Below are 19,126 nucleotides of genomic sequence, written 5' to 3'. Positions count from 1 at the left end.
GCAGGTTTATATAAAATTAATTTAAAAGAGGTTGTAGGTCTTATCGCCTATATTTTAATTACATAAGTCATCCCATTCATTGGCAAAATCTTTTGTTCCATCATCTATTAATGATGTCGACCCTATTTGTATAAAATTTTTGTAGCCTGTATATGCTCCAAAGCTATTTTTCGCATTTACCTGCCCACAAACAACCCCTGAACGCCCAAGCTTACTATTTCTTATATTGGCAGAGGATGGATCTTTCAGAGAGCTCTTCAAGCGTTTTTCACCAAACGATATCTGATTCATTTCTTCTATGGCTTCTTTTCTTAAACTGTCTCTGTAGTCCTCTGCTTTAATCCTTGCTTCATATTTTTCACCAAATATAGGCGTTGATGAATTAACAAATATCAAACTAAAGACACAAACAACAATCACACCGATAGATGAAGCTATAGCTCCAATCTTATCGCTAAGAGCCGCAACAATTAATGATAGCGGTATAAGTAATAATAGTGACATTGGTGATCTAAAAAGAAAATAAATGGATATCAAAAAAACAACTAGCGCCAATAAAGCGAAATATTTCCCTGCGCTACCTGATTCTTTTTTATTATATTTAATTTTCTCTCCAGTATGTTTACCTACGTTACTCATTGCTAAAAAATCACTATGAACATATTCATCGCTAACTTTATATATTCCATCATCACTAACGTCACCTACCACCCCATTAATAACCATTGTGGTAATAAGTTCACTGCAGGTGTATTCGTCCAATTCAAACACTTTACATAGCAATTCACTATCAAACACCTTTCTATTCAGACAATATATGACAACGTCATCGTAAATTCGCTCTATGTGACTTGCCATATCACTATCAATATTTTTTGTATTTAATTCTGCCACGACCTTCATCCCATCAATTGGTTTAATATATTAGGTAAGTAATAACCATACCAGACCAATAAGGGCAATAGAATAGATACGAATTAAAGAGCAGAAACACAAATCACTTATAGATAAACGCTGGAGCGTCTTTTTTACTTCCCCAATAAATGGCACGTTCAGCCATTTGGGCTACAAATCGAAATATGCGATCGCCGATATGCCGCTTTTGCCATGACTCATCAGTAAACCTATCAGGCAAGCCTTGAGACCAACGTTCAAAGCGATTTGAAACAGTTACAGCGACCTCGCATTTATCACCCACACTTACACCAATATTACTAATCTGCCCTGCAAATAGCACCTCTGCAAGTACGGGTTGCCCATCTTCGTTAAGCGCAACCATCATTAGCCTAACATCACGCCCCCGACTACGCTCATTCATAACATCACCTAAAAGCGAGGAGTCAAAACCACTAAGCGATAAAATAAGTTGCTGAGGACTGGTTGTATTTTCTTCTGATACTGTTTCAATAGCACCAAATTGTCCCACTCCTTGATAGACCTCTCCAGCGATAATTAAATTACCTGTTGAGGTATGAACACGCGTTACACCAGATTTAAGATCTAGCTTAGCCGCAATCACAATGTAACATCCCTCATTAATTGCCTTGGTCATCTCATTTGAAAAAGGATGATAGATCATCAGTAAAGCGCCTCCTCAAAAGAAAGGGTTGTTGATGTGAATACACCCGGCACTCGACGCAATCGACCTTGATTATTATCAGTTAGCTTAAAAATGCCATAGGGATCACGTACTTCTATTTTATCGCCCATTGCTGGGGAGTTACGAAGCATCGGAGAAAACATAATAGTTGCATTTCCCGCTGTATCACTCATCACGTCAGAAGTCACTTTTTTAAGTTCATGATTAATTGTAATGTTATCAGCGGCTCTCAGTACTAACGAGTTGGGCTTCCACCCGCGAGTTAATAAAGATCGCCCCGTTTGGTTTGGCTGGTTAACAATCGGATCCCCTACATTACTAACGCCAGTTCTGAGCCAATCAAACAACTTAATGCGGCCTGACTCTCCGTCCAGTTGCGCCAAAATAACTTCAAGTAGCCGCGATTTTTCGTCCGTTAAATTATTGAGTGTTAAATCACAGCGCCAACGGCTACCGGGATAACGCACGGTTTGTGCGCTCCCCGTAAACGTCGAAATGAAGGTTTTGGAGTTACTCAGTAATTGCCAATCTAGTGCCGAGGGCTCTAGTTCTTTAGGCCATGTTAAAATATCCATGGATTATTTTCCTAGTGTTTTTCGTAACTTACCATTTGTTTGAAAATCTCGCATGATATCCGCTTTAGCCTTTGCTGCGCCCTCTTCCGCCCCTTGGCGCGCCGCCTCTCTTAGCGCGGATTCTAATGCCGCATCACCATTACCATGAACATGAATTTCCTGCTGAATAGTTGTGCCACCAGCCGGTTTTTCATTAACAGGCATATCAATTTTAGGAAGTTGAGCACGAACGCCTAGTGAGCCGTCTTTAGCGCGAGTCAGCGGCATAATGGCTTCGGGACCAGCCTCGCCCATTAACCCCAGCGATGGAACACCCCCTTTTGCAAACGGGAAGAATGTCGGAGCGTCAACAACTTGACCACTATAAGCACTTAAACCAGGTGTGTTATACATGCCGCCCTTAGCATTTGGCACATAACTTTGCCAACCTGTGGGCATTCCCATTGCACCCGAGTTAGCGCTAGAGGCTCCAGCGCTAGCACCTGCTGATGCACCACCTGCAAAACCGCCAAACAACCCTGTTAAAGCATTTGTGATCATGGCTTGCATAGCAATACGAATAAGATCTTGAATAATGGATTGTGCCAATGAAGCGGATAGCTCTTGAAGTGCTTCTGAAAATGACTTAGAACCCGTCAAGATCCCCGTTAATGCGTTGCTAGTACGTTGCTCAACAGTTTCTAGCAGATTCATCTGCATTTTTTGCCAGTTACCCTGAGCACCGTACAATTCTTTCGCTGCTTCTAATTGCGCTTCTTTTGAACGATTAGTTGCTGCAATCATGAGTTCCTGATACCGCTCCTGACTGATTAGGTCATTGTTGCGATAAGCCTCATACAATGCTTGCTGCTCATTAAGCTGGTTTTGCAATTTAACAACAGGGTCAATTTCACCCGCAAGATCATAACTCGGTAACGCCTTTTGGTTGGCTTCTTCGGTTAACTTTTGCTTGGTGTAATCATTGTGTAACTGCGAGCTAGCAGTATAGTATTGTTGCTCGCTCAACAAGTTAGCTTGGCGAAGTTCGTTTAACTCCCTTGCGGCCTCCTTTTCCTTGCGAATAATCGCGGCATAAGGATCATACTTTTCGGCAAGTTCTAAGCGTTTTTGCTGGTGATTTTCTGCATTAAGCGTCACAAGGCGCTGTACTTCAGATTGGCTAACATAGCCTTTTTTGTACAAAGAAAGTAATTTGTCGTTATTTTCTGTTTCATCAGCAAATATTTTTTGCAGACTTGAAAAATGCTCCGATTCAATAGACTTTCGTAATTGCTGATAATCGTTAAGTGATTTATTTTTACCCTTATCTTTATCATCGCCACCGGTTAGCTTGGGCGGAGGTAAACTTTTTGGATCTGCCTCAGATGGTGAATTAAATATGTTTCCTTTTAGTACCTGTTCCTTGTTGGCAATTTTCTCCCTTAGCTTTTCTAGCCCCTTCTCCCCATCTTCGAGGTCAGATAAAATCTGATCCCTCTCTCTCCTGTAGTCGTTAGGGTTTTCATAAGCTAAAGACAGCCACCCTTTACTCCTCCGCTCTAGTTTAGCTATTTTTTGATCTGAGTAGTTTTCTAGCTTTCTTGCGTTATTTTTTTGCTGCTCAAGTAATTTCTCTAAATTATCTTTATCCTCATCAAGGGATAGTTGAATCTTGACCTTGGATAATTTCTGCAGTTCGGCGATAGTTTCTACTACCGAATCCTTAAGAGATAGGGCGCTTTGTCGTGCCTCATCTGATTTTTGAGAGAAGTAAAATAACGCCCCACCCGCTAGCATCGCTGCACCGACTGGCCCACCCAATAACGCCAAGGTTCCTCTGGCTGCCCTAGCTGCAAAGTTCAGTCGTTTTTGCGCTTCAGTCAATTGATTTGTACTGATTTCCTCAGCTTTGTTTAAAGCAATAATAGTCTCAGAGTTTTTTGCCATTTGCTGGCGAATGGCGTTGCGTTGCGTTTCGGTTTGAGCTGCGCGCAACTGTGCAGCTAGGGATTCCTGAGTAGTAATAGCAAACGCTTGTTCTGCTCGAATTTTAGCTAAGGTGGTCTCCAACCCTTTGGCCTGTGCGGCATTCAAAACATAATTATTTTTCGCGGTAACAAGCATGTTTTTACCGGCTTCATAGGCACTGAGCGATAAATTACCCATGTAACGCGATAGTCCGATACCACCAACAGCGATTGCTACGGTTGCAAAGCTGCTAAAGTTTTCGGTTAGAGTTGCTAACCCTGCCGACATCGAACGCGTAATACCCCAGCTGGCATTTATCTCACCAAAATACTTCTTGGCCGCATTCGTTGCCTTAGTGAATCCATCTGCAACGGTGTTATCCATTGAATCAGCGAGCGCGTTGTTTGCCTCTTTGGCATTGATCACCGCGTTCGCAAAGAGTTGCATTGAGATACCACCTTTGGTGGCCATCAACTTAACCTCATTTTCAGTGACTTTAACACCACCGCGCATGCGTGAAAGCTCTTTGGCAATATCACCCACCACGGAAGGCATTGCATTTAATACAGAATGCCAATCGTTACCTTTTAAAACACCTGTCACCATTGCACGGTTTAGTGCCGTAAATGCTGACTCAGTTTGTTGGGCGCTCGTGGCGTTTGCAGTGAATGTCGATGATAACGATTCGATATAATCTAATGTGTTTGCCGTTGAGTAGCCCAGCTCTTTCATGGCTGAAGCTGAACCGACATACAGTTCTTGAGTGGTTTCTATTGCTTTACCGTTTCGGTTGCTGACGGTTAAAAAACGCTGCTGAAGTTCTTCATAACGACTGACATCACCTTCAACTGAGTTTAGCGCCATCTTGATCCGTGCGGACATCTGACCCCAATCATCTACCGCAGTGATCAGCGTTGATACCGAAAAGAAACCCGCTAGCGCACCTGACATCATTTTTGCTGTGCTGGTGACTGTGGCGAGTTGTTTATTGATATCGGTTAATGCCTGACGCTGAGCGCGTAAATCACGCTCCAGTCGCCGACTGTTAGCCCCCATGGTTCGGTAGTATTCATTACCTGTTCGGGAGGCTTTAGCAATTTCAGCTTGATAACTGGTTGAGTTAGCTGAAATTTTAATAATGAGTTCACGAAGTTTTGACATAAAGATCCCTACAGGTAATGCATTCTACTCAGACAATGAGGCAAAAAAATCTTCTAGCCCTGTCTCGTCGCGCTCTTCCCCCTGCACACTCTCTGCATCCCACTGGATCAATGTATCGTTCAGCGTGGTTTTTACCCCTTGCGCATTAAAAATAGCGGCTGTGATTTGGGCGGCATGCACATCTTGACGCGCATCACCAATGGGGTTTATCGAATCAAACGCCCACCAAAGCTGTAATTCACTGGCGGGCATTTGTCCGATTTCTGAGAGGGTTTTTCCTAGCCGTAAGGCTAAGGTGAGCAAGAACTTTAGTGCAGGTTCACGGACTTTTTTTCTGCTTCATTGGTGCCAGTAATCAGCTGAAATGCTTGGTTGACCAAACGCGCATGGACGGGGCCATAGATTTCAAACACTTCAGCTTTATCTTCTGGCGCAAAAACAGGGGTTAGATCCCCGTCAAGTAATACGTTAATCAAAAACTCAACGTCTGTTTCAAGATTACGACGCACAACTTCTTCTGTGCTGAGTTCTGTGGTTTCACCTAGATCGCGATGCTCTTTTAGCCATTTCAGCCAAATAGAGACCGACGGCTCACGCAGTACAACATCACAGCCCCACTCAGGAACGTGTACTTTTTTAGTGCGAAATGAATTAGCCGCATTCAAAGCAACATCGCGCAAGTTTAATGTTTTCTTCGCCATTATTTAGTGCCTCCAGTGGGTAGTGATTGTGTTGCTGGAGCTGACTTTCCTTTTACAACAGGGATAGTTTTGCCTTTCAGGCGCAAGGTGAATGAAGCCGTCACAATGCCGTTGGTCGAAACAGACCAGCTGTTTTGGCGCACTTCAGCCAAAAAGGCGTAACCATTATTGGAGGGAAAAACCACTTTAAAAGCATGAACCGTGTCATCATCATAAGCCTGACGAAGTACTTCTTGCCCTTCATCAGGCGCCCAGTTTCCACTGATAGTAACTTCTGCCGGTGCCGCAAGGCCGTTTATGGTTTCCTGCTCGGTAGAACAAAGTGTTGTAACATCAATGTCGGCTTTTTGACCGCCCGTATAACTAATCTCTTTTGTTGTGCAGTCAATGGATAGTGAGTCTGTTTCGACTGCTGCGATATCGGTTGCCGCCAATTTGGAAACGCTGATTTTGGTACCTTGCGTTTTTTCATGTTTACTTGTCATATCGGTTTCCTATAGATACAAAAAAAGCTGCCGAAGCAGCTTGTGATGTTTAAATTGAGCTATTGCCAAACTTGGCATTCTAGAATGGCATGAAATAGTTTCGTGTCGGTTTCATAAGATTGACGTTCTGTAATGGACGATACCCCTAACACTGAAATGGCTTGGCGCATATTTTGACGAATGGCCCGAGCCTCCTCCATGGTGTTTGAAAACACGCTAATGTGAATATTTGTCATTGTTTCAGCTTGTCCACTGACCACATCACTGTGAACATCATAAAGTGACAAAATACACCAAGGCGCAGCGACCTTTTTAGTTTGCGGAACAACATAAGAAAACACTTTATCGGGCAGGACGGACTTTAATAAAGGAATAATATCTGCTTCAATCATTTTTTAAGTACCTCATCAATAGCCTGATTAAGCTTTTTAATGGCAAATTCAGCTGCCATATCCGCTTTGCTATCAAATGCAGGGCCGATAAACGGTTGTGGAGGCATTTTTGATGTACCATCTTCCAAAAATCGCCAGTAAAACGCATTACGCGGATCCGCCGCTTTCATGCTGTTGTCACTATTATTACCTTCTTTATTTGTACCTCGGACATAAACACCCGCTGAAACTTCACCTTTTTGTCTGCTACGCTGATTACTGGCCACAATATTTCGAGCTAGCTTGCCCGTACGTTTTGGCGCTTTAGCTCTCGCCTCATCACGCAATACACTCGCTGCCTCATAGGTCGCTTGTCGCAAAACCTTATTGCTTTCTGCTTGACTCAGTAACTCCAGCTCTTTGGATACATCCAAGAAGCCACTAGAATCAATGCTCATATCAACCATCTGATACCCCCTGCTTGCACAATAATTCAAGCCGTGTGCGCTTTACATCAGGTATGACGGATTGAATATCGTAAGTTTCACCTTGAAATAACATTCGACAGGCTGAGGTAATATCGGAACGATACCGCATCCAAACGCGTACGGTAATTTCCGACAGTTCAGCCTCTGCAGTAAGTAATTCACGTCCGCTAATCGGCTTGACCTCTGCGCGAGTAGTGGCTATATCTACCCACTGATCATCATAGGTTCCCGAAGGCAGTTCGACGGAAATATTCTGCTGAAAGGTAACAATGTGGCGCAATAAACCTGCTTTCATTTTTGCCCCCGCATCGGCCTTATCCGATACACGCGCAAAGCATTACAAAGCGATTCAGGTAATGATTGCCCCTCTCGGTTTTCATACCAAAAACCCACCATTTGCATGAGTCTTAGCTTAATGTCCGCTGAAAGCAGTAAGCCATCGGGGTCGCTTTCGGGCACTGCATCATCATATAAATTTCGATTTGTCAGCCTTTTTACTTCGGCTATCGCTGATGAGAGGCTTTGCTGCAGCAAATCATTATCATGATCGCCATCGATATAACATTGACGCTTCAATTCATCGATAGTCGGAAATGACATAGTGCCTCCAATAAAAAGGCGGCAATTAAGCCGCCATGGATAACAGGGTAATTATTTTGCTGCTGGTGCTTTCAGTAACTTCACCGCATTACTATCCGTCATCATTGAGCCAACACGTTTGGTGGTATAGAAATGCACAAATGGCTTGTTGGTGTACGGGTCACGCAACATGCGGACGCCAATACGGTCAAGAATCGTGTAGCAACGCTTGAAGTTACCAAACGCAACAGGTGCAGAGTCTGCAGCAACATCAGAAAACTGCTCATTTTCTGCGATGCCATAACCCAGTAATGCGGAAGGTTGGCCTAATTGCAAGCCTGGTTGCCACAAGTAATTGCCCTGAGAATCTTTCAGCGTGCGGACTTGGAACAGGGTGTTGTTGTTCATCATGAACTTAGAACCCAAGCGATAAGCTTTACGCATGGTGTAAATCAGTTTCATGATTTCATCAGCGGTAATTTCTGTCGGTTTTTTCAGTAACAGATGCTGCAACTTGCCCCAATCGCGATCTTTATCCGCTTGGTCGTCACTGCCATAGGCTAATAGGCCTTTTGGCTTTTTGATGCCATCACCATGAGTGAAAGCCGCTTCTTCTTGCTCAGCAAATTCAATCGTCAGCTCACCCGTAATGAATTGCTCAACATTAAAGAAGGCATCATCAAGCATAACTTGTGTTGCTGCGGGATTTCCGTAAATTTCCCCCCACACTGGCTCAATGGAGGCGAGTTTTGAGGTGGTTGTTTCAGGGCGTTTGTCTACCTCACCAACCCAGCCGCTATTCGTACCACCTTGATTCACCAAGCGTTTAAAGTGAGGTGTACCCACTGTAATAACATTACACTCCTGACGCATAACCACTTCATCGCGCAGAGCCGTAATAATGCTGCGATCTAATTCTTCTGGCACTGCGAAGCCACCGTCTGGATCAGAGCCCGTTTGCATAGCCTTACGCTCTAAATCAGCAAGACCATCTTCTTTCCCTTTACGAACAAACAGTTCAAAGGCGGCTTTATGTTCAGTCACCTCTTTTGTCGCGCTTACACTACCATCAGGGCGCTTAATTTCAGCCAGTTCAGCTTCTAAGCTGGTTTTTAATTCATCCAGCTCCGATAACTTGCCGTTTAACGTGTCAACTTGGCCCGCAAGTTTACTTTTTTCTGCTTCAATCGCATCGATGCGCTTGTCATTTTTTTGGGTGAACTCTTCGAATTTACCTTTAAGTTCCTGCGCAACTTCACTAACGTCTTTATGATCTACAGCCATAATAGTACCTTTATTGTTCAAAAATGGATTTCAATGTGTTGATAGCCTCTTGCTCAGCATCACGCAGAGAAAGTGCATCGTAGCCTTTAGCCATAAAGGCCTTGGCTTGTGTTCGCGAAAGCCCAACATCGCGCAGGACTCGCTCAATACTTTTTTGTGTGGGTAATTCGCCTCGAGCAAATGCCGACTTCACATCACTAACTCGGGCTTCATCATTTGAGGGGAAAGTCACTAAGCTGACCTCCCATAGGTCGATTTCTTTTAATAAAAAGGCATCTTTATTGCGGTCATATTCCCAATCTTTGAGAATGTACCCAATAGAAAGGCCGGATAGTGATCCGGCCTTCATGTGAGCATGTGCGCGCTTCGATAAGGGGTCATCGTCAATAAGTAATCGACCTTTGACATAAAGCCCCGTACTGTCTTCACGCATTTCGGTATAAATACCAATCGGCTCAGACATTTTGTGTTGCCAGAGCATGGCAGGTAATGAGTCTTTTTCTTTCCACTGATTCAGTGAGTTAAGAAAAGCACCGGGCATCACAATATCAGAGTAGCTGTCTTTCACGCCAAAAACCGAGCCATAGCCTTCAAACTCTCCCGAGTCGCTGACTGACTTAATTTTCAGTGGTACATCAAGCCGTTGTTTGGTCATCATCGACATGCGTTTTTCCCTCCTGTTTTGAGGATTCTGGCTTTGTGGTCATGTTTAATGGTGTGAGATAGATATCGCCACCGTCACGCGGATTGAGTTCTTCCAACTCGCGACACTCATTCGGTGAATAGATCCCCCAGTTAATCCCCGTGGCGTACGCATCAAATCGGGATTTCATATCCCCTCGAAGCAACGCACCAGTATTAAACTTGGCGTAGAAAACACCGTGTTTACTTGGTTTAACTAAACCAATATTAATGCGCTGCTCGATGCGGATAAGGTAGGGAACCAACGAGTAATTGATAAACCCGATCCCAAGGTTTTCAATGTTATTAAATGTGGCTCTATCGGTGTTCTGCACCAAATGAAGTGGCACGCGGAAAATACGGCAAATCTCCTCGAGCTGAAATTTTCGTGTTTCAAGGAACTGAGCGTCCTCTGCAGATAAACTGATTTGCTGCCATTTCAACCCCATTTCTAAAATTAAGGGTTTGTGTGCATTGGTAAGGCCTTGGTGATTTGATTCAAAGTCCGCTTTCAGTCGATTAAATGCCTCATCCGATAACGCGGCATCTGTTTGTAAAACACCACTACTCACTGCACCGTTACCAAACAAGCGAGCACCGTGTTCTTCTGTTGCCAAACCAAGACCAATCGCCTGTTTTGCATACGCAATAGGACTTAACCCTGTTAATCCATCCAGAGTGAATATACGCACATGCCAAATTTCCGCCTGTGATAATGTTTTGCTCTCACCGTTGGGAAACGTCACCTGATATTCAGGTTCCCACTGGCTGTTTAACTTTGGTACCACCGAGCCGGGGTCAAGGGGTAATAGTTCCACCACCTCACCCAATGCATAGACTTTGTAGGCGTAAAAATTCCCTCGTAAACATAAGCAAGCTATTAATAACTCCCAAAACTCTTGCGGAGTCATGTAGTTATTCGGTTTTATTGACAGTAACTTATTCAATCGTTCACGGGTGGCTCGTCGATTCCCCCGCTCTAATTGCTCATATAAAGAACACGGTAGCATTCCGACTGATTCAGCCAGAACGCGAACGCAACCGAATACGGCTGTGAGCTGCATGGCGAGTTGTGAGCTGACCTTTCGCCCAGAATAGGTATTATAAGAAAGACCAATAAGCTCACTCAGCTCATGAGAAGTCATCCCTTCACCGGATTTCCGAAATAGACCAGGAAAAAACATAGTTACCCCTTACCATTTTTCGGCTGGCCCATCGACTTAGAAACCAAGTAAGACCATAAAAGACACAGCACCCCAGCAGTAATATAGCCAACGGGGGAATAAACTAGCCAAGCGCCAAACGACAACAAGCAGGCACCCGCAATCCCAACCAATAAGGCTGTAATGGTTAAAAATTTCATTGGATTTCCTTAGAGAGAACGCAACCCGCGAGTCGCTAACACATCGGATAAATTTTGTTGTGGTTCACCACCCCCCACTAATTGGCGGCTTTTTGCCGTAAATAAGGCAAATGGCCCATCAATTTTATTTTCAGGCGTTGATTTATTGGGGAAGATATTGTCATTTTTATCAGGTTTAACAGTAACGTTAGAGAGCATCCATGCCATCATAGGGTTATGATCATGATGAAACTTACCTGCGTAAACATCCGCCTGTACACTCTTCATAGCTTCGGTCATGTTCTTCACCGTTTGGGCAACCTCAACTAATGGCATTCCCTCTTCCGCTAATCGGCGTGAAAACTGGACTGCACTCCACGGGTCAAAGCCTAACTCACGCACCTCATCACCTTCACACCATTTAAGTATGTCGGCCTTAATAATGTCATGGTCAATCACTTCACCATCGGTCAGCTCAAGGTACCCCATGTCAGCCCATTTGCGATAAAGTTCAGCAATATGTTTAGGGGCTGCTTTAATGCGGTCTTCGGGCAACCAAAACTTACACTTAATGTGCAATTGACCTCGAAGATCCTCATAAACCTTGATTGCAGCAGTCACGTCTATTTTGCTGGACAAATCCACACCAATCCAAACAGGGTAGTTTTTCAGTTCATCATCAGAGGCGTTCTCAGGGCAATTTTCCCACTTGCTCATGTCCATCCAAACGGATTCAGCATTCACCCATTTATTTAAATGCTTTGTGAGAAAATTAGGCCGAGCCGCAACTTGCTCTTTCGCTTTCTTTGCAAGCCGCCTCATATCGTCAAAGCGCTTACAAACCCCGAGACCAGGATTCGCCTTTATCCAAACTGACTCATCAAAATCATCGTCGTTTTCATCAAGGGTATAAATAATGGCGAAAAAGGTATCATCCTCAACAACCCCAGTTAACACCTTAATGGCGTAGTCTCTCAATTCGTAACAAATCCCCTCTTTATTAAAGCCCGAGGTGGTTATTGCAAATAAAAGTGACTGCAGTCGTGCGCCCGTTGCGGTTTCAAGTACATCCCAAACATCACGCGTTTTGTGGGCATGGAGTTCATCCACTATCCCACAATGAATATTTAAACCATCAAGGTTATTCGCATCACTGGAAAGCGGTTCAAATTTAGATGCCGTCCGCTCTTGATAAATTGCTAGCTTGTTGTACTCAAAAAGCCGCCCCAGTGACGTTTTTGCTTTTTTGACCATGTTTTTGGCATCTTCAAACACAATACGAGCCTGATCGCGAGTCGTAGCAGCGGAATAAACCTCCGCGCCCCCCTCACCATCTGCACCTGTCATGTATAAGCCGATGCCGCTGGATAATGTTGACTTGGCATTTTTACGCGCCACTTCATTAAAAGCGGTTCTAAAACGACGAACAAGAACAGTATCACCATCATCGTCAAGTACTTGCTCACCCGTTAGCTCATCAATTAACGGAATGACAAAGCCAAAAATATTAATCAGTATGAACACATGCCAAGGCATTAAATCAATTGGCTTACCTGCCAATGCTCCTTTAACATGTGGGATAAAATTATAAAAGTCGAGTATGTGCTGTGCGCGTTCTTCAATGAAATAGATACCGCGCTCAGGGCCATGCTCTAAATCATCTAAAAACCGCTGGCACGCTAAACGCACCAATTCGCACGCAACAATTTCTCCAGCAACGACCTGTTCGGCGTACTGAATTCCATCTGCTACGGTTGCCATTCATCATTTGCGCTTTTTCAAAAATGCTTCTAGTGGGTCTTCCTGCTCAGGGCCTTTGATACTCACCTTAGTTCGTGCTGCAGGTGTCATACCAAATTCACTGAGCATGGCTCGAATTCGTTTCCAAACATCGGCTTTCATGATTGCCGCAGGATGCGCCTTGATCATTAAGCCGCTTTCGGTGCTGTTTTTGTATGTATAGCCCTCTTCGTCAAGTACTTCACAGTGATGACGATATTCAACATAGGCTTCGACTAATAATTCCAGAGCCTTGGCATCAAGTTGGCTTAGCACGCCAATCTCGTCCAATTCTTCAGCCATTCGCTTGAACCAATACTTACCTTGCTTTGATAAATGCTTCGGAGTTGGGGGTACCCCTTTCTTCGGTTTTGGTTCGTTTTTGTTGATAGGGCGTTTGGATGGGTTACCCCTCACTAATTGCAGGTGTGATGGGGTTTTTGGCGGTCCTGCCATGATAGACACCTCCTATTAATGAGCACTGGGGGAGCCCCAAAAAAAGTTTTCTAACCTGCGGCGATGTAACAAAAGGTTAGGCGTCGGTACTTTGGGCGAAAGTTTCTAGAGATTTGACCCGCCCCTCCCTTATAGTGATAGTAACCTATCGTTACTTACTCCGATTTTAGCCACTCAGCAGCACGCGCTGTACTAAGCCAGTACATACGTGCGGGGTTAAGAAAGTTACGCATCATATCCATCGCCACACGCATATATTGACGAGAGTCTAATGCGTAGCTGCGAGGGTCATTTTTACCGTGGTAATTATTGAGATAATCAACACGATAAAGAATGAAATTAATTTCGATATCAACCATAAGAATAAACCAATCAGGCGCTTTCTTTTCATCAAGCTGCAGTCGGTAGGATTTCAGTTGTTTAAGCTGATGTGAATCACGGATAGTATCGGCATAGGTTTTCGCATGAATAACGGATTGCTCTTTAGTTTTAGGTACTGGTAAATCTGGAAATATCATTTAATTATTCCCTTGCAGTCTTGCGTTTATGACATGGCCAACAGAGTGATTGCAGGTTGCTGTCATCATCGGTTCCCCCATGTGCCTTTGGCTTGATGTGGTCGACTGTTTTAGCTTCTACTGCTCGGTCTGACTTAATGCACTCTTGGCATAAATATTTATCACGCTGCAGAACTCGGGTACGAATCTTATCCCACTTAGAGCCATAGCCTCGTTGATGTCGGCTTAGTCCTTTTTGGTGACTTTCCCACCCTGAATTAATATGGTCGTCGCAGTATCCACTTCGGTCTGTAGTTGTCTTACTGCACCCGTGCTTTCGACAAGCGCGAGGAATGCGTGGCGGCATAAAAACCTCACAAAAAAAGCCACGTATTGTGGCTTATAACTATTCAAATATAATTAAAGTTACTTTAATGCATTTTGAATTGCATCAGCTAAAGAACCAATGTGTGCTTCTACATCAGACAGAGAAGACTGGGGTCTAACTATTGATGGGCTAACTGACTCCTTTGCTATTTCTAATGCAGCACGAACAGCCAGTAATCTTTTATGTTTAACTTCGTCGTCATAGCCATCATGATCATGGTAACCTTCTAACATAAATGCTCTCCTTATAATAAATAAGCACTTATAGATATTGTGGCTTTTGATTAAAAAAACAACCCCAAAGACTAAAGATCTATAGCCATTACATAATCTCTATCAATGCTATTCAGTGAATAGTATTTGTAGAATTAAATAAAATCATGCCTCTCCATAATACCCAGAAAAATATATTTTATTCAGTAATGAAACCCACAGTAATAGCCTGTTTTAAGAATGTTCCACCATTGAAATACTGTTAAAAAACCACAATATAAATATGGTCATAATAAAGTGACAACGATGCATATAGGAGAAAAAACATGCTAAAAAATTTAATACCGTACGGAAGTGACACATCCTCTGGAACCTACAAGTGTGCCGACTGTGGCTATGTATTCACCAAGCAGTCTAATACATCGCTTCCAGTATGCCCGGTTAGCAACACTAAGACGAACGCCATTCCACACATTCTTAATGCATGGAAATCACTTAGCGGGCAAGGGGATGCGCCTGAAGATCCATATCCAGATGAAAAATAACAATCAACTGTAATCAATGGCGCCCCTTGCGGCGCCATTCTTATTTCATTTACTATTCTAGTTGCAGAACGCCATGCTCTTCCGAGCCTGAATAAGCAATCAAACCTTCATAAACAATTTCAGCACTATCACAAATGGTACCCACTTCAATGGTGTAAGACGGTTGCCCTTCTTCCTGTGCAAACTCATGAAGAGATTTGATTTGTTCTGACGTTAACACTACTTTTGCTGTCATATTTATGCCTCATCAAAATTAAACATTATTAAGCATCCTGAACTATGCTATTGTTAATACTCACCCAGCAGGTGAATTGATTTGTTTTTCATGTTAGTTAAATGACGACCTCTTGATTTCTAGGAGGTCTTTTTTTTGTATTGAAAAATGTAACCTACGTGATGACTCACCAAATGACTATTTAGATTGCAATCCATTGCTCTTGCTACTTATTACAAACTTTGAATAAAAGTAACTTTATTTTACCTTTGTTTTCGTTACATAACCTTGTGATGGGTATATTCAACCTATCGCAAGAAGTAACTTAATAGACATTCCCGATCCTTTAAGCCTCTACCCCCTAGAGGCTATTTTTTTATTTAGTCGTGATTCGCGTGAGTATCATAGATTACTTGCGTACTTTGAATTCATTAGCTACATTTAAAAGAATATTCATTTACTTTATAGATGTGCTTTAGCCCAACGCTGTGTGGGCTTTTTTTATTTTTTTGGAATGCTCTTATCCAGATCTTCACGGAATTGATCTGGTTTATCGAAGCCTTGTGCTGCCATGATATTTCTCCATAAAAAGCCCCGCTACTGAGAGGCTCGTTGTTGTTCAATTTCCCGTATTGCTTTCTTGTCTAAGTTGCACGCTTTAATTACCGACATCAGCTCAATGTTGTATTCAGCTAACTCCCCCCAAGTCATTTCATTTGGTACTTCGGGAATTTGGCAATCAGAGACTAGGCTTGGAGGGATAGGGATATATTGAGCCAATACATACTCCGTAGCTTGGTTTACATTTTTAGCAGAGACAATAAACATTCCTATAAAACCAAATATATTTACAAATACAGCTAGTATTAAAATACACTTCATTTTTCTAACATGCATTTGTGCATATAGCTTTACTGCATCTGATATAACAAGAGCAAACGCAATAGCTGTCATTGCAAGAAATGAAATAGCGCTGGCAAAATATAATAAATAACTCACTTCACCACCTCGAGATAAAAAATAATTCTCAGAAAATAAATAGATACCAACAGATAAAACAGCAACTGAAGCCAGCATCCCGACGGAATCTCTAAAATAAGCCTTTAAACCATGCATACATTACGCACCAAGTTGTAACAAGAAGCATCTATTCTAGCCAATAGGGATGCATGATTCCATTACCGTAAACACTCCGTTCTAATGTAATCTTGTAAATACAATGTTTGCTTTTCGTTCTCAGTCATCATTTCTCTGAGGCGCCAATAATCTTGTTCAGCTGCTTCACTAAGTCGTGCGGAACTTTCATAGCTTCCGCCTTCGGAGGTATTCGCTTCGGGTTTTGGACACTCTGCTTTGACCCGCAAGCGCTTAGTGCCATTACTAGCATCAATACGCAACTTATCAATTTCAGCTTTTGCATTTGTGAGTTCCGTTGTGTGTTTGGTGTCGAGTTCGTGAAGTGAGTTGATGCGCTTTTCGTAGTCTGCTGTTATAGCTACTTGAGCCGACAACTCACTCTTTAATGACTTATTTTCACTTGTTAGTTTCTGATTTTCAGTAATAGTCCAATTAAGGACACCGCCGAGGATCATCACACCAACTAACGTAAAAACTTGCATTTTCCAATTCAAAGCAAACCCCACGCTTTTTCGTACGTAGCATCGCTGTATGGTTGATAACCCAATTCAACACTGACAATTGCCGTTGCTAATGCAATGCCTGTTTTCTTATCACTTGTATCGATGTGATCATTGATTCCGACACCAATATCAGCAGCTGCACGATTAATATAACCGGAAGTATTGTTTTCAATCGGGGGCGCGTACTTGTTAATGATTGCCGCTACAGAATTCAGTCCATATTTACGCTGGTAAGTTTGCAGTAACTTATAGATAGCTCGAATACCATACTCAGCAGATTGAAAACGACAGAAACGAGATTCAATGCTTGGGTCATGAGGTAATTGCCCCTGCCATTTGTTCGCTGGGTTATAATCAATATTGCCCGGGTTATTGTTACGCTCACCACGTGCGATTTTTCGTTGCTGATTATTCATATAGCTGCCTTAACGAAGAAAAGGCCGCTTAATAAGCAGCCAGAGTGATTTTAGTTTTTCGAAAAAATGACGGATAACAACAACGGACATGATGTTTCCACCCGCCGAGAAGATCACCAGAAACATAACCCCGTTAAATAAAACATCCGATGGGGCCGATACTCGGTCACCAACGGCTGTTTCATAAACTTTGTAGATCCAGCAAATAAATAACGCTGTACCCACAATAGAATCACGAAACTTTTTATAGCGACAAAGAAACACAGTGACTGCTGAGCCTGTCATAAACAATATGTCAGCAGCCCCAAGTAGATTCTGTTGACACCAACTAATGATGTCATTACCAAATAAGAGAAGGTTTTCCATTAGGATCCTCCTTTATTGCGCCAGTCTTTTATCGCTTGGGTGATGGTGCTGAAGTTCTTATCTATCGATGTCATGATCCGGCTAAATAACTTTCTCAAATTATCCTTGTTTGCCATTAAGACGAGAACGGGAATCAATAGTGCTGAAATCGCAATAGCCGTTATCTTAGGGCTAATATCCCAATTCCATATCTGTGCAATAACATCTGAGGCTTCTTTAGCGATTAATATCCCTGCACCAAGTGCAAGAATGAAATGTAAGATTTTTCGTCGGTTATTGTCTTTTGATGCAATAACGGAAGCTGAGGCACCAATAACAGCCCCAAGAACTACGCCATAGTCGGCACCAACAAGGATACCGCCCATAGCGCCACCGCCAGCAGCACCGAGGGCGATACCTAATGATGTGCTCATTTGTGTTTCTCTTAGTTAATAGAAAGCCACCAGCAGGTAGCCGGATTTAGATTAATGAATTTAATGAATATTTGCGTTAAGTTAGAAGGTCAGCCCTATGTGACTTACCGAAGGGATGGCTGATTAACTTCGGTGCGAGGAAAAATATGTCTCATATACCTTTAAATTTATTACCCCTCCTGAGAAGAATTGAAGCTCTGGAGTCTGCATTAAACGTGACTTTAGGTGCTCTATCTATATTGAATCCATCGATAAGGGATTGCGTGACGGATAATCTAGATAAGCACGCATCAGAAAATAAAGACTACGGGATCAAAAAGGCACATAAAGAGCTTTCTGATAAGATAAAAGCACTAAAAATTGAATATTGAATGTAACTAAGTACCTTTAATTTAGATTGCCATCTTAGTTATTGTTGCGGGCTCTAAATCACTAACGGAGATAGTTGCCACTACCTCCATAGCACAGCTCATTGCTGCTTGCATGTCAGTGAGCTGTTTTTCTAATGCTGTTACTCGTTCTTCTAGGCTTAAATTACCATTAGTGACAATAACGCCTGAAAATACACCTTCATTTTGATTACTCATAACTACCTCTCTTAAATAGAAAAAGGCCACGCAATGCGCAGCCCTTGGAATAATTTTTGGAATATTTTGTTGTTCGAAATGGTGTTGTGGAGGCATACGCTGAGAGTGTATGCATTCAGGTTCCCATGGCGTGTGTGCTTCTATCCTGATAAGTTGACTGGGTTGTTCCAGTGCCCAAGCCCATGCGAGTTAGCCAATCAGCCTTGGCATTCTCCACAATGAAAACCCTACTCGCTTTAATGCCGCTATGTGCAAGATAGAAGCTGGCAAATAGAGTTTTCATTGTCCGAATGAGATTAATCAAATGGCAACCATTAAATATAGACCATTTTCTTTTTTAAATTAATGGGTTATACTCATTGAGACATTGCTCGACTCATTTTATATATTCTCTAAGTC

The 19,126-nt window shown here is 42.7% G+C and carries 28 protein-coding genes; 1 reads left to right on the top strand and 27 read right to left on the bottom strand.

Annotation, left to right across the window (positions count from 1 at the left end; genetic code table 11):
* Window positions 1-54: 54 nt before the first annotated feature.
* The 26 genes from SC428_RS04110 to SC428_RS03985 all read right to left on the bottom strand — a co-directional run bounded on the left by SC428_RS04110 (window position 55) and on the right by SC428_RS03985 (window position 18,140).
* Window positions 55-894 (bottom strand): hypothetical protein, encoded by an 840-nt coding sequence (locus tag SC428_RS04110; protein ID WP_318705906.1) that lies wholly within the window; start codon window positions 892-894, stop codon window positions 55-57.
* Between the two features lie 103 nt (window positions 895-997).
* The gene (locus SC428_RS04105; protein WP_318705904.1) at window positions 998-1,579 is read right to left on the bottom strand and encodes a hypothetical protein; all 582 of its coding nucleotides are present in this window, start codon (window positions 1,577-1,579) and stop codon (window positions 998-1,000) included.
* Window positions 1,579-2,175, bottom strand: a complete 597-nt coding sequence (locus SC428_RS04100; protein ID WP_318705902.1) for a hypothetical protein — start codon at window positions 2,173-2,175, stop codon at window positions 1,579-1,581. The genes SC428_RS04105 and SC428_RS04100 overlap by 1 nt, the downstream gene beginning before the upstream one ends.
* Before the next feature lie 3 nt (window positions 2,176-2,178).
* Window positions 2,179-5,283 carry a tape measure protein gene (locus tag SC428_RS04095; RefSeq protein WP_318705900.1) on the bottom strand — a complete coding sequence of 1,035 codons (3,105 nt, stop codon included), beginning with the start codon at window positions 5,281-5,283 and terminating at the stop codon, window positions 2,179-2,181.
* Between the two features lie 24 nt (window positions 5,284-5,307).
* Entirely contained in the window at window positions 5,308-5,535 is a 228-nt protein-coding gene (locus SC428_RS04090; RefSeq protein WP_318705898.1) for a DUF4035 domain-containing protein, read from the bottom strand.
* 56 nt (window positions 5,536-5,591) lie between these two features.
* Window positions 5,592-5,984 carry a phage tail assembly chaperone gene (locus SC428_RS04085; protein WP_318705896.1) on the bottom strand — a complete coding sequence of 131 codons (393 nt, stop codon included), beginning with the start codon at window positions 5,982-5,984 and terminating at the stop codon, window positions 5,592-5,594.
* On the bottom strand, window positions 5,984-6,469 hold the full coding sequence (locus SC428_RS04080; protein ID WP_318705894.1) for a phage tail tube protein: 486 nt from the start codon (window positions 6,467-6,469) through the stop codon (window positions 5,984-5,986). Before SC428_RS04080 ends, SC428_RS04085 begins: the two co-directional genes overlap by 1 nt.
* Window positions 6,470-6,528: 59 nt before the next feature.
* Window positions 6,529-6,861 (bottom strand): hypothetical protein, encoded by a 333-nt coding sequence (locus SC428_RS04075; RefSeq protein WP_318705892.1) that lies wholly within the window; start codon window positions 6,859-6,861, stop codon window positions 6,529-6,531.
* Window positions 6,858-7,307: an HK97-gp10 family putative phage morphogenesis protein gene (locus SC428_RS04070; RefSeq protein ID WP_318705891.1), complete on the bottom strand. Its 450-nt coding sequence runs from the start codon at window positions 7,305-7,307 to the stop codon at window positions 6,858-6,860. Before SC428_RS04070 ends, SC428_RS04075 begins: the two co-directional genes overlap by 4 nt.
* Complete coding sequence (locus SC428_RS04065) at window positions 7,300-7,623, bottom strand: phage head closure protein (RefSeq protein WP_318705890.1); 324 nt, start codon at window positions 7,621-7,623, stop codon at window positions 7,300-7,302. Before SC428_RS04065 ends, SC428_RS04070 begins: the two co-directional genes overlap by 8 nt.
* Complete coding sequence (locus SC428_RS04060; RefSeq protein ID WP_226694015.1) at window positions 7,620-7,928, bottom strand: head-tail connector protein; 309 nt, start codon at window positions 7,926-7,928, stop codon at window positions 7,620-7,622. The genes SC428_RS04065 and SC428_RS04060 overlap by 4 nt, the downstream gene beginning before the upstream one ends.
* Before the next feature lie 51 nt (window positions 7,929-7,979).
* Window positions 7,980-9,191, bottom strand: coding sequence for a phage major capsid protein (locus SC428_RS04055; protein ID WP_318705889.1), 1,212 nt, complete (start codon window positions 9,189-9,191; stop codon window positions 7,980-7,982).
* 10 nt (window positions 9,192-9,201) lie between these two features.
* Window positions 9,202-9,849, bottom strand: coding sequence for an HK97 family phage prohead protease (locus SC428_RS04050; RefSeq protein ID WP_318706167.1), 648 nt, complete (start codon window positions 9,847-9,849; stop codon window positions 9,202-9,204).
* Window positions 9,827-11,056 (bottom strand): phage portal protein, encoded by a 1,230-nt coding sequence (locus SC428_RS04045; RefSeq protein ID WP_318705888.1) that lies wholly within the window; start codon window positions 11,054-11,056, stop codon window positions 9,827-9,829. The genes SC428_RS04050 and SC428_RS04045 overlap by 23 nt, the downstream gene beginning before the upstream one ends.
* A 2-nt stretch (window positions 11,057-11,058) precedes the next feature.
* Entirely contained in the window at window positions 11,059-11,235 is a 177-nt protein-coding gene (locus SC428_RS04040; protein ID WP_172412220.1) for a hypothetical protein, read from the bottom strand.
* Between the two features lie 9 nt (window positions 11,236-11,244).
* Window positions 11,245-12,975 carry a terminase large subunit gene (locus SC428_RS04035; RefSeq protein WP_318705887.1) on the bottom strand — a complete coding sequence of 577 codons (1,731 nt, stop codon included), beginning with the start codon at window positions 12,973-12,975 and terminating at the stop codon, window positions 11,245-11,247.
* Between the two features lie 3 nt (window positions 12,976-12,978).
* A complete protein-coding gene (locus tag SC428_RS04030; RefSeq protein WP_239407350.1) occupies window positions 12,979-13,449 on the bottom strand; it encodes a phage terminase small subunit P27 family in 471 nt (156 codons plus the stop codon).
* Between the two features lie 155 nt (window positions 13,450-13,604).
* The gene (locus SC428_RS04025) at window positions 13,605-13,967 is read right to left on the bottom strand and encodes a hypothetical protein (protein WP_272516158.1); all 363 of its coding nucleotides are present in this window, start codon (window positions 13,965-13,967) and stop codon (window positions 13,605-13,607) included.
* Between the two features lie 4 nt (window positions 13,968-13,971).
* Window positions 13,972-14,313: an HNH endonuclease gene (locus tag SC428_RS04020; RefSeq protein ID WP_318705886.1), complete on the bottom strand. Its 342-nt coding sequence runs from the start codon at window positions 14,311-14,313 to the stop codon at window positions 13,972-13,974.
* A 59-nt stretch (window positions 14,314-14,372) separates the two neighbouring features.
* Window positions 14,373-14,567, bottom strand: a complete 195-nt coding sequence (locus tag SC428_RS04015; RefSeq protein WP_272515357.1) for a hypothetical protein — start codon at window positions 14,565-14,567, stop codon at window positions 14,373-14,375.
* A 576-nt stretch (window positions 14,568-15,143) separates the two neighbouring features.
* Window positions 15,144-15,326, bottom strand: coding sequence for a hypothetical protein (locus tag SC428_RS04010; RefSeq protein ID WP_318705885.1), 183 nt, complete (start codon window positions 15,324-15,326; stop codon window positions 15,144-15,146).
* 576 nt (window positions 15,327-15,902) lie between these two features.
* The gene (locus SC428_RS04005; RefSeq protein WP_318705884.1) at window positions 15,903-16,421 is read right to left on the bottom strand and encodes a hypothetical protein; all 519 of its coding nucleotides are present in this window, start codon (window positions 16,419-16,421) and stop codon (window positions 15,903-15,905) included.
* 62 nt (window positions 16,422-16,483) lie between these two features.
* Window positions 16,484-16,936: a lysis protein gene (locus SC428_RS04000; protein WP_412544572.1), complete on the bottom strand. Its 453-nt coding sequence runs from the start codon at window positions 16,934-16,936 to the stop codon at window positions 16,484-16,486.
* Window positions 16,933-17,361 carry a structural protein gene (locus tag SC428_RS03995; protein WP_318705883.1) on the bottom strand — a complete coding sequence of 143 codons (429 nt, stop codon included), beginning with the start codon at window positions 17,359-17,361 and terminating at the stop codon, window positions 16,933-16,935. The genes SC428_RS04000 and SC428_RS03995 overlap by 4 nt, the downstream gene beginning before the upstream one ends.
* A gap of 9 nt (window positions 17,362-17,370) precedes the next feature.
* Complete coding sequence (locus SC428_RS03990; protein ID WP_318705882.1) at window positions 17,371-17,727, bottom strand: hypothetical protein; 357 nt, start codon at window positions 17,725-17,727, stop codon at window positions 17,371-17,373.
* Window positions 17,727-18,140, bottom strand: a complete 414-nt coding sequence (locus SC428_RS03985; RefSeq protein WP_318705881.1) for a putative holin — start codon at window positions 18,138-18,140, stop codon at window positions 17,727-17,729. Before SC428_RS03985 ends, SC428_RS03990 begins: the two co-directional genes overlap by 1 nt.
* Before the next feature lie 146 nt (window positions 18,141-18,286).
* Here SC428_RS03985 and SC428_RS03980 point away from each other — a divergent pair, with 146 nt between their 5' ends.
* Window positions 18,287-18,511, top strand: a complete 225-nt coding sequence (locus tag SC428_RS03980) for a hypothetical protein (RefSeq protein ID WP_318705880.1) — start codon at window positions 18,287-18,289, stop codon at window positions 18,509-18,511.
* A gap of 21 nt (window positions 18,512-18,532) precedes the next feature.
* On the opposite strand, the gene SC428_RS03975 is transcribed toward SC428_RS03980, so the two are convergent.
* Window positions 18,533-18,727, bottom strand: coding sequence for a hypothetical protein (locus SC428_RS03975; RefSeq protein ID WP_318705879.1), 195 nt, complete (start codon window positions 18,725-18,727; stop codon window positions 18,533-18,535).
* Window positions 18,728-19,126: the final 399 nt, after the last annotated feature.

Origin of the sequence: Providencia sp. 2023EL-00965 (genome assembly GCF_033550225.1) — a bacterium.
Classification (GTDB): Bacteria; Pseudomonadota; Gammaproteobacteria; order Enterobacterales; family Enterobacteriaceae; genus Providencia; species Providencia manganoxydans.
Note: the sequence above shows the minus strand (reverse complement) of the source record. Positions and strands in the feature narration are given on the sequence as shown.

Excerpts from the sequence above, each read along its gene's own strand:
- SC428_RS04105 (WP_318705904.1), bottom strand. The coding sequence starts at position 1,579 with ATGATCTATCATCCTTTTTCAAATGAGATGACCAAGGCAATTAATGAG.
- SC428_RS04100 (WP_318705902.1), bottom strand. The coding sequence starts at position 2,175 with ATGGATATTTTAACATGGCCTAAAGAACTAGAGCCCTCGGCACTAGAT.
- SC428_RS04095 (WP_318705900.1), bottom strand. The coding sequence starts at position 5,283 with ATGTCAAAACTTCGTGAACTCATTATTAAAATTTCAGCTAACTCAACC.
- SC428_RS04090 (WP_318705898.1), bottom strand. The coding sequence starts at position 5,535 with ATGCCCGCCAGTGAATTACAGCTTTGGTGGGCGTTTGATTCGATAAAC.
- SC428_RS04085 (WP_318705896.1), bottom strand. The coding sequence starts at position 5,984 with ATGGCGAAGAAAACATTAAACTTGCGCGATGTTGCTTTGAATGCGGCT.
- SC428_RS04080 (WP_318705894.1), bottom strand. The coding sequence starts at position 6,469 with ATGACAAGTAAACATGAAAAAACGCAAGGTACCAAAATCAGCGTTTCC.
- SC428_RS04075 (WP_318705892.1), bottom strand. The coding sequence starts at position 6,861 with ATGATTGAAGCAGATATTATTCCTTTATTAAAGTCCGTCCTGCCCGAT.
- SC428_RS04070 (WP_318705891.1), bottom strand. The coding sequence starts at position 7,307 with ATGGTTGATATGAGCATTGATTCTAGTGGCTTCTTGGATGTATCCAAA.
- SC428_RS04065 (WP_318705890.1), bottom strand. The coding sequence starts at position 7,623 with ATGAAAGCAGGTTTATTGCGCCACATTGTTACCTTTCAGCAGAATATT.
- SC428_RS04060 (WP_226694015.1), bottom strand. The coding sequence starts at position 7,928 with ATGTCATTTCCGACTATCGATGAATTGAAGCGTCAATGTTATATCGAT.
- SC428_RS04055 (WP_318705889.1), bottom strand. The coding sequence starts at position 9,191 with ATGGCTGTAGATCATAAAGACGTTAGTGAAGTTGCGCAGGAACTTAAA.
- SC428_RS04050 (WP_318706167.1), bottom strand. The coding sequence starts at position 9,849 with ATGATGACCAAACAACGGCTTGATGTACCACTGAAAATTAAGTCAGTC.
- SC428_RS04045 (WP_318705888.1), bottom strand. The coding sequence starts at position 11,056 with ATGTTTTTTCCTGGTCTATTTCGGAAATCCGGTGAAGGGATGACTTCT.
- SC428_RS04040 (WP_172412220.1), bottom strand. The coding sequence starts at position 11,235 with ATGAAATTTTTAACCATTACAGCCTTATTGGTTGGGATTGCGGGTGCC.
- SC428_RS04035 (WP_318705887.1), bottom strand. The coding sequence starts at position 12,975 with ATGGCAACCGTAGCAGATGGAATTCAGTACGCCGAACAGGTCGTTGCT.
- SC428_RS04030 (WP_239407350.1), bottom strand. The coding sequence starts at position 13,449 with ATGGCAGGACCGCCAAAAACCCCATCACACCTGCAATTAGTGAGGGGT.
- SC428_RS04025 (WP_272516158.1), bottom strand. The coding sequence starts at position 13,967 with ATGATATTTCCAGATTTACCAGTACCTAAAACTAAAGAGCAATCCGTT.
- SC428_RS04020 (WP_318705886.1), bottom strand. The coding sequence starts at position 14,313 with ATGCCGCCACGCATTCCTCGCGCTTGTCGAAAGCACGGGTGCAGTAAG.
- SC428_RS04015 (WP_272515357.1), bottom strand. The coding sequence starts at position 14,567 with ATGTTAGAAGGTTACCATGATCATGATGGCTATGACGACGAAGTTAAA.
- SC428_RS04010 (WP_318705885.1), bottom strand. The coding sequence starts at position 15,326 with ATGACAGCAAAAGTAGTGTTAACGTCAGAACAAATCAAATCTCTTCAT.
- SC428_RS04005 (WP_318705884.1), bottom strand. The coding sequence starts at position 16,421 with ATGCATGGTTTAAAGGCTTATTTTAGAGATTCCGTCGGGATGCTGGCT.
- SC428_RS03995 (WP_318705883.1), bottom strand. The coding sequence starts at position 17,361 with ATGAATAATCAGCAACGAAAAATCGCACGTGGTGAGCGTAACAATAAC.
- SC428_RS03990 (WP_318705882.1), bottom strand. The coding sequence starts at position 17,727 with ATGGAAAACCTTCTCTTATTTGGTAATGACATCATTAGTTGGTGTCAA.
- SC428_RS03985 (WP_318705881.1), bottom strand. The coding sequence starts at position 18,140 with ATGAGCACATCATTAGGTATCGCCCTCGGTGCTGCTGGCGGTGGCGCT.
- SC428_RS03980 (WP_318705880.1), top strand. The coding sequence starts at position 18,287 with ATGTCTCATATACCTTTAAATTTATTACCCCTCCTGAGAAGAATTGAA.
- SC428_RS03975 (WP_318705879.1), bottom strand. The coding sequence starts at position 18,727 with ATGAGTAATCAAAATGAAGGTGTATTTTCAGGCGTTATTGTCACTAAT.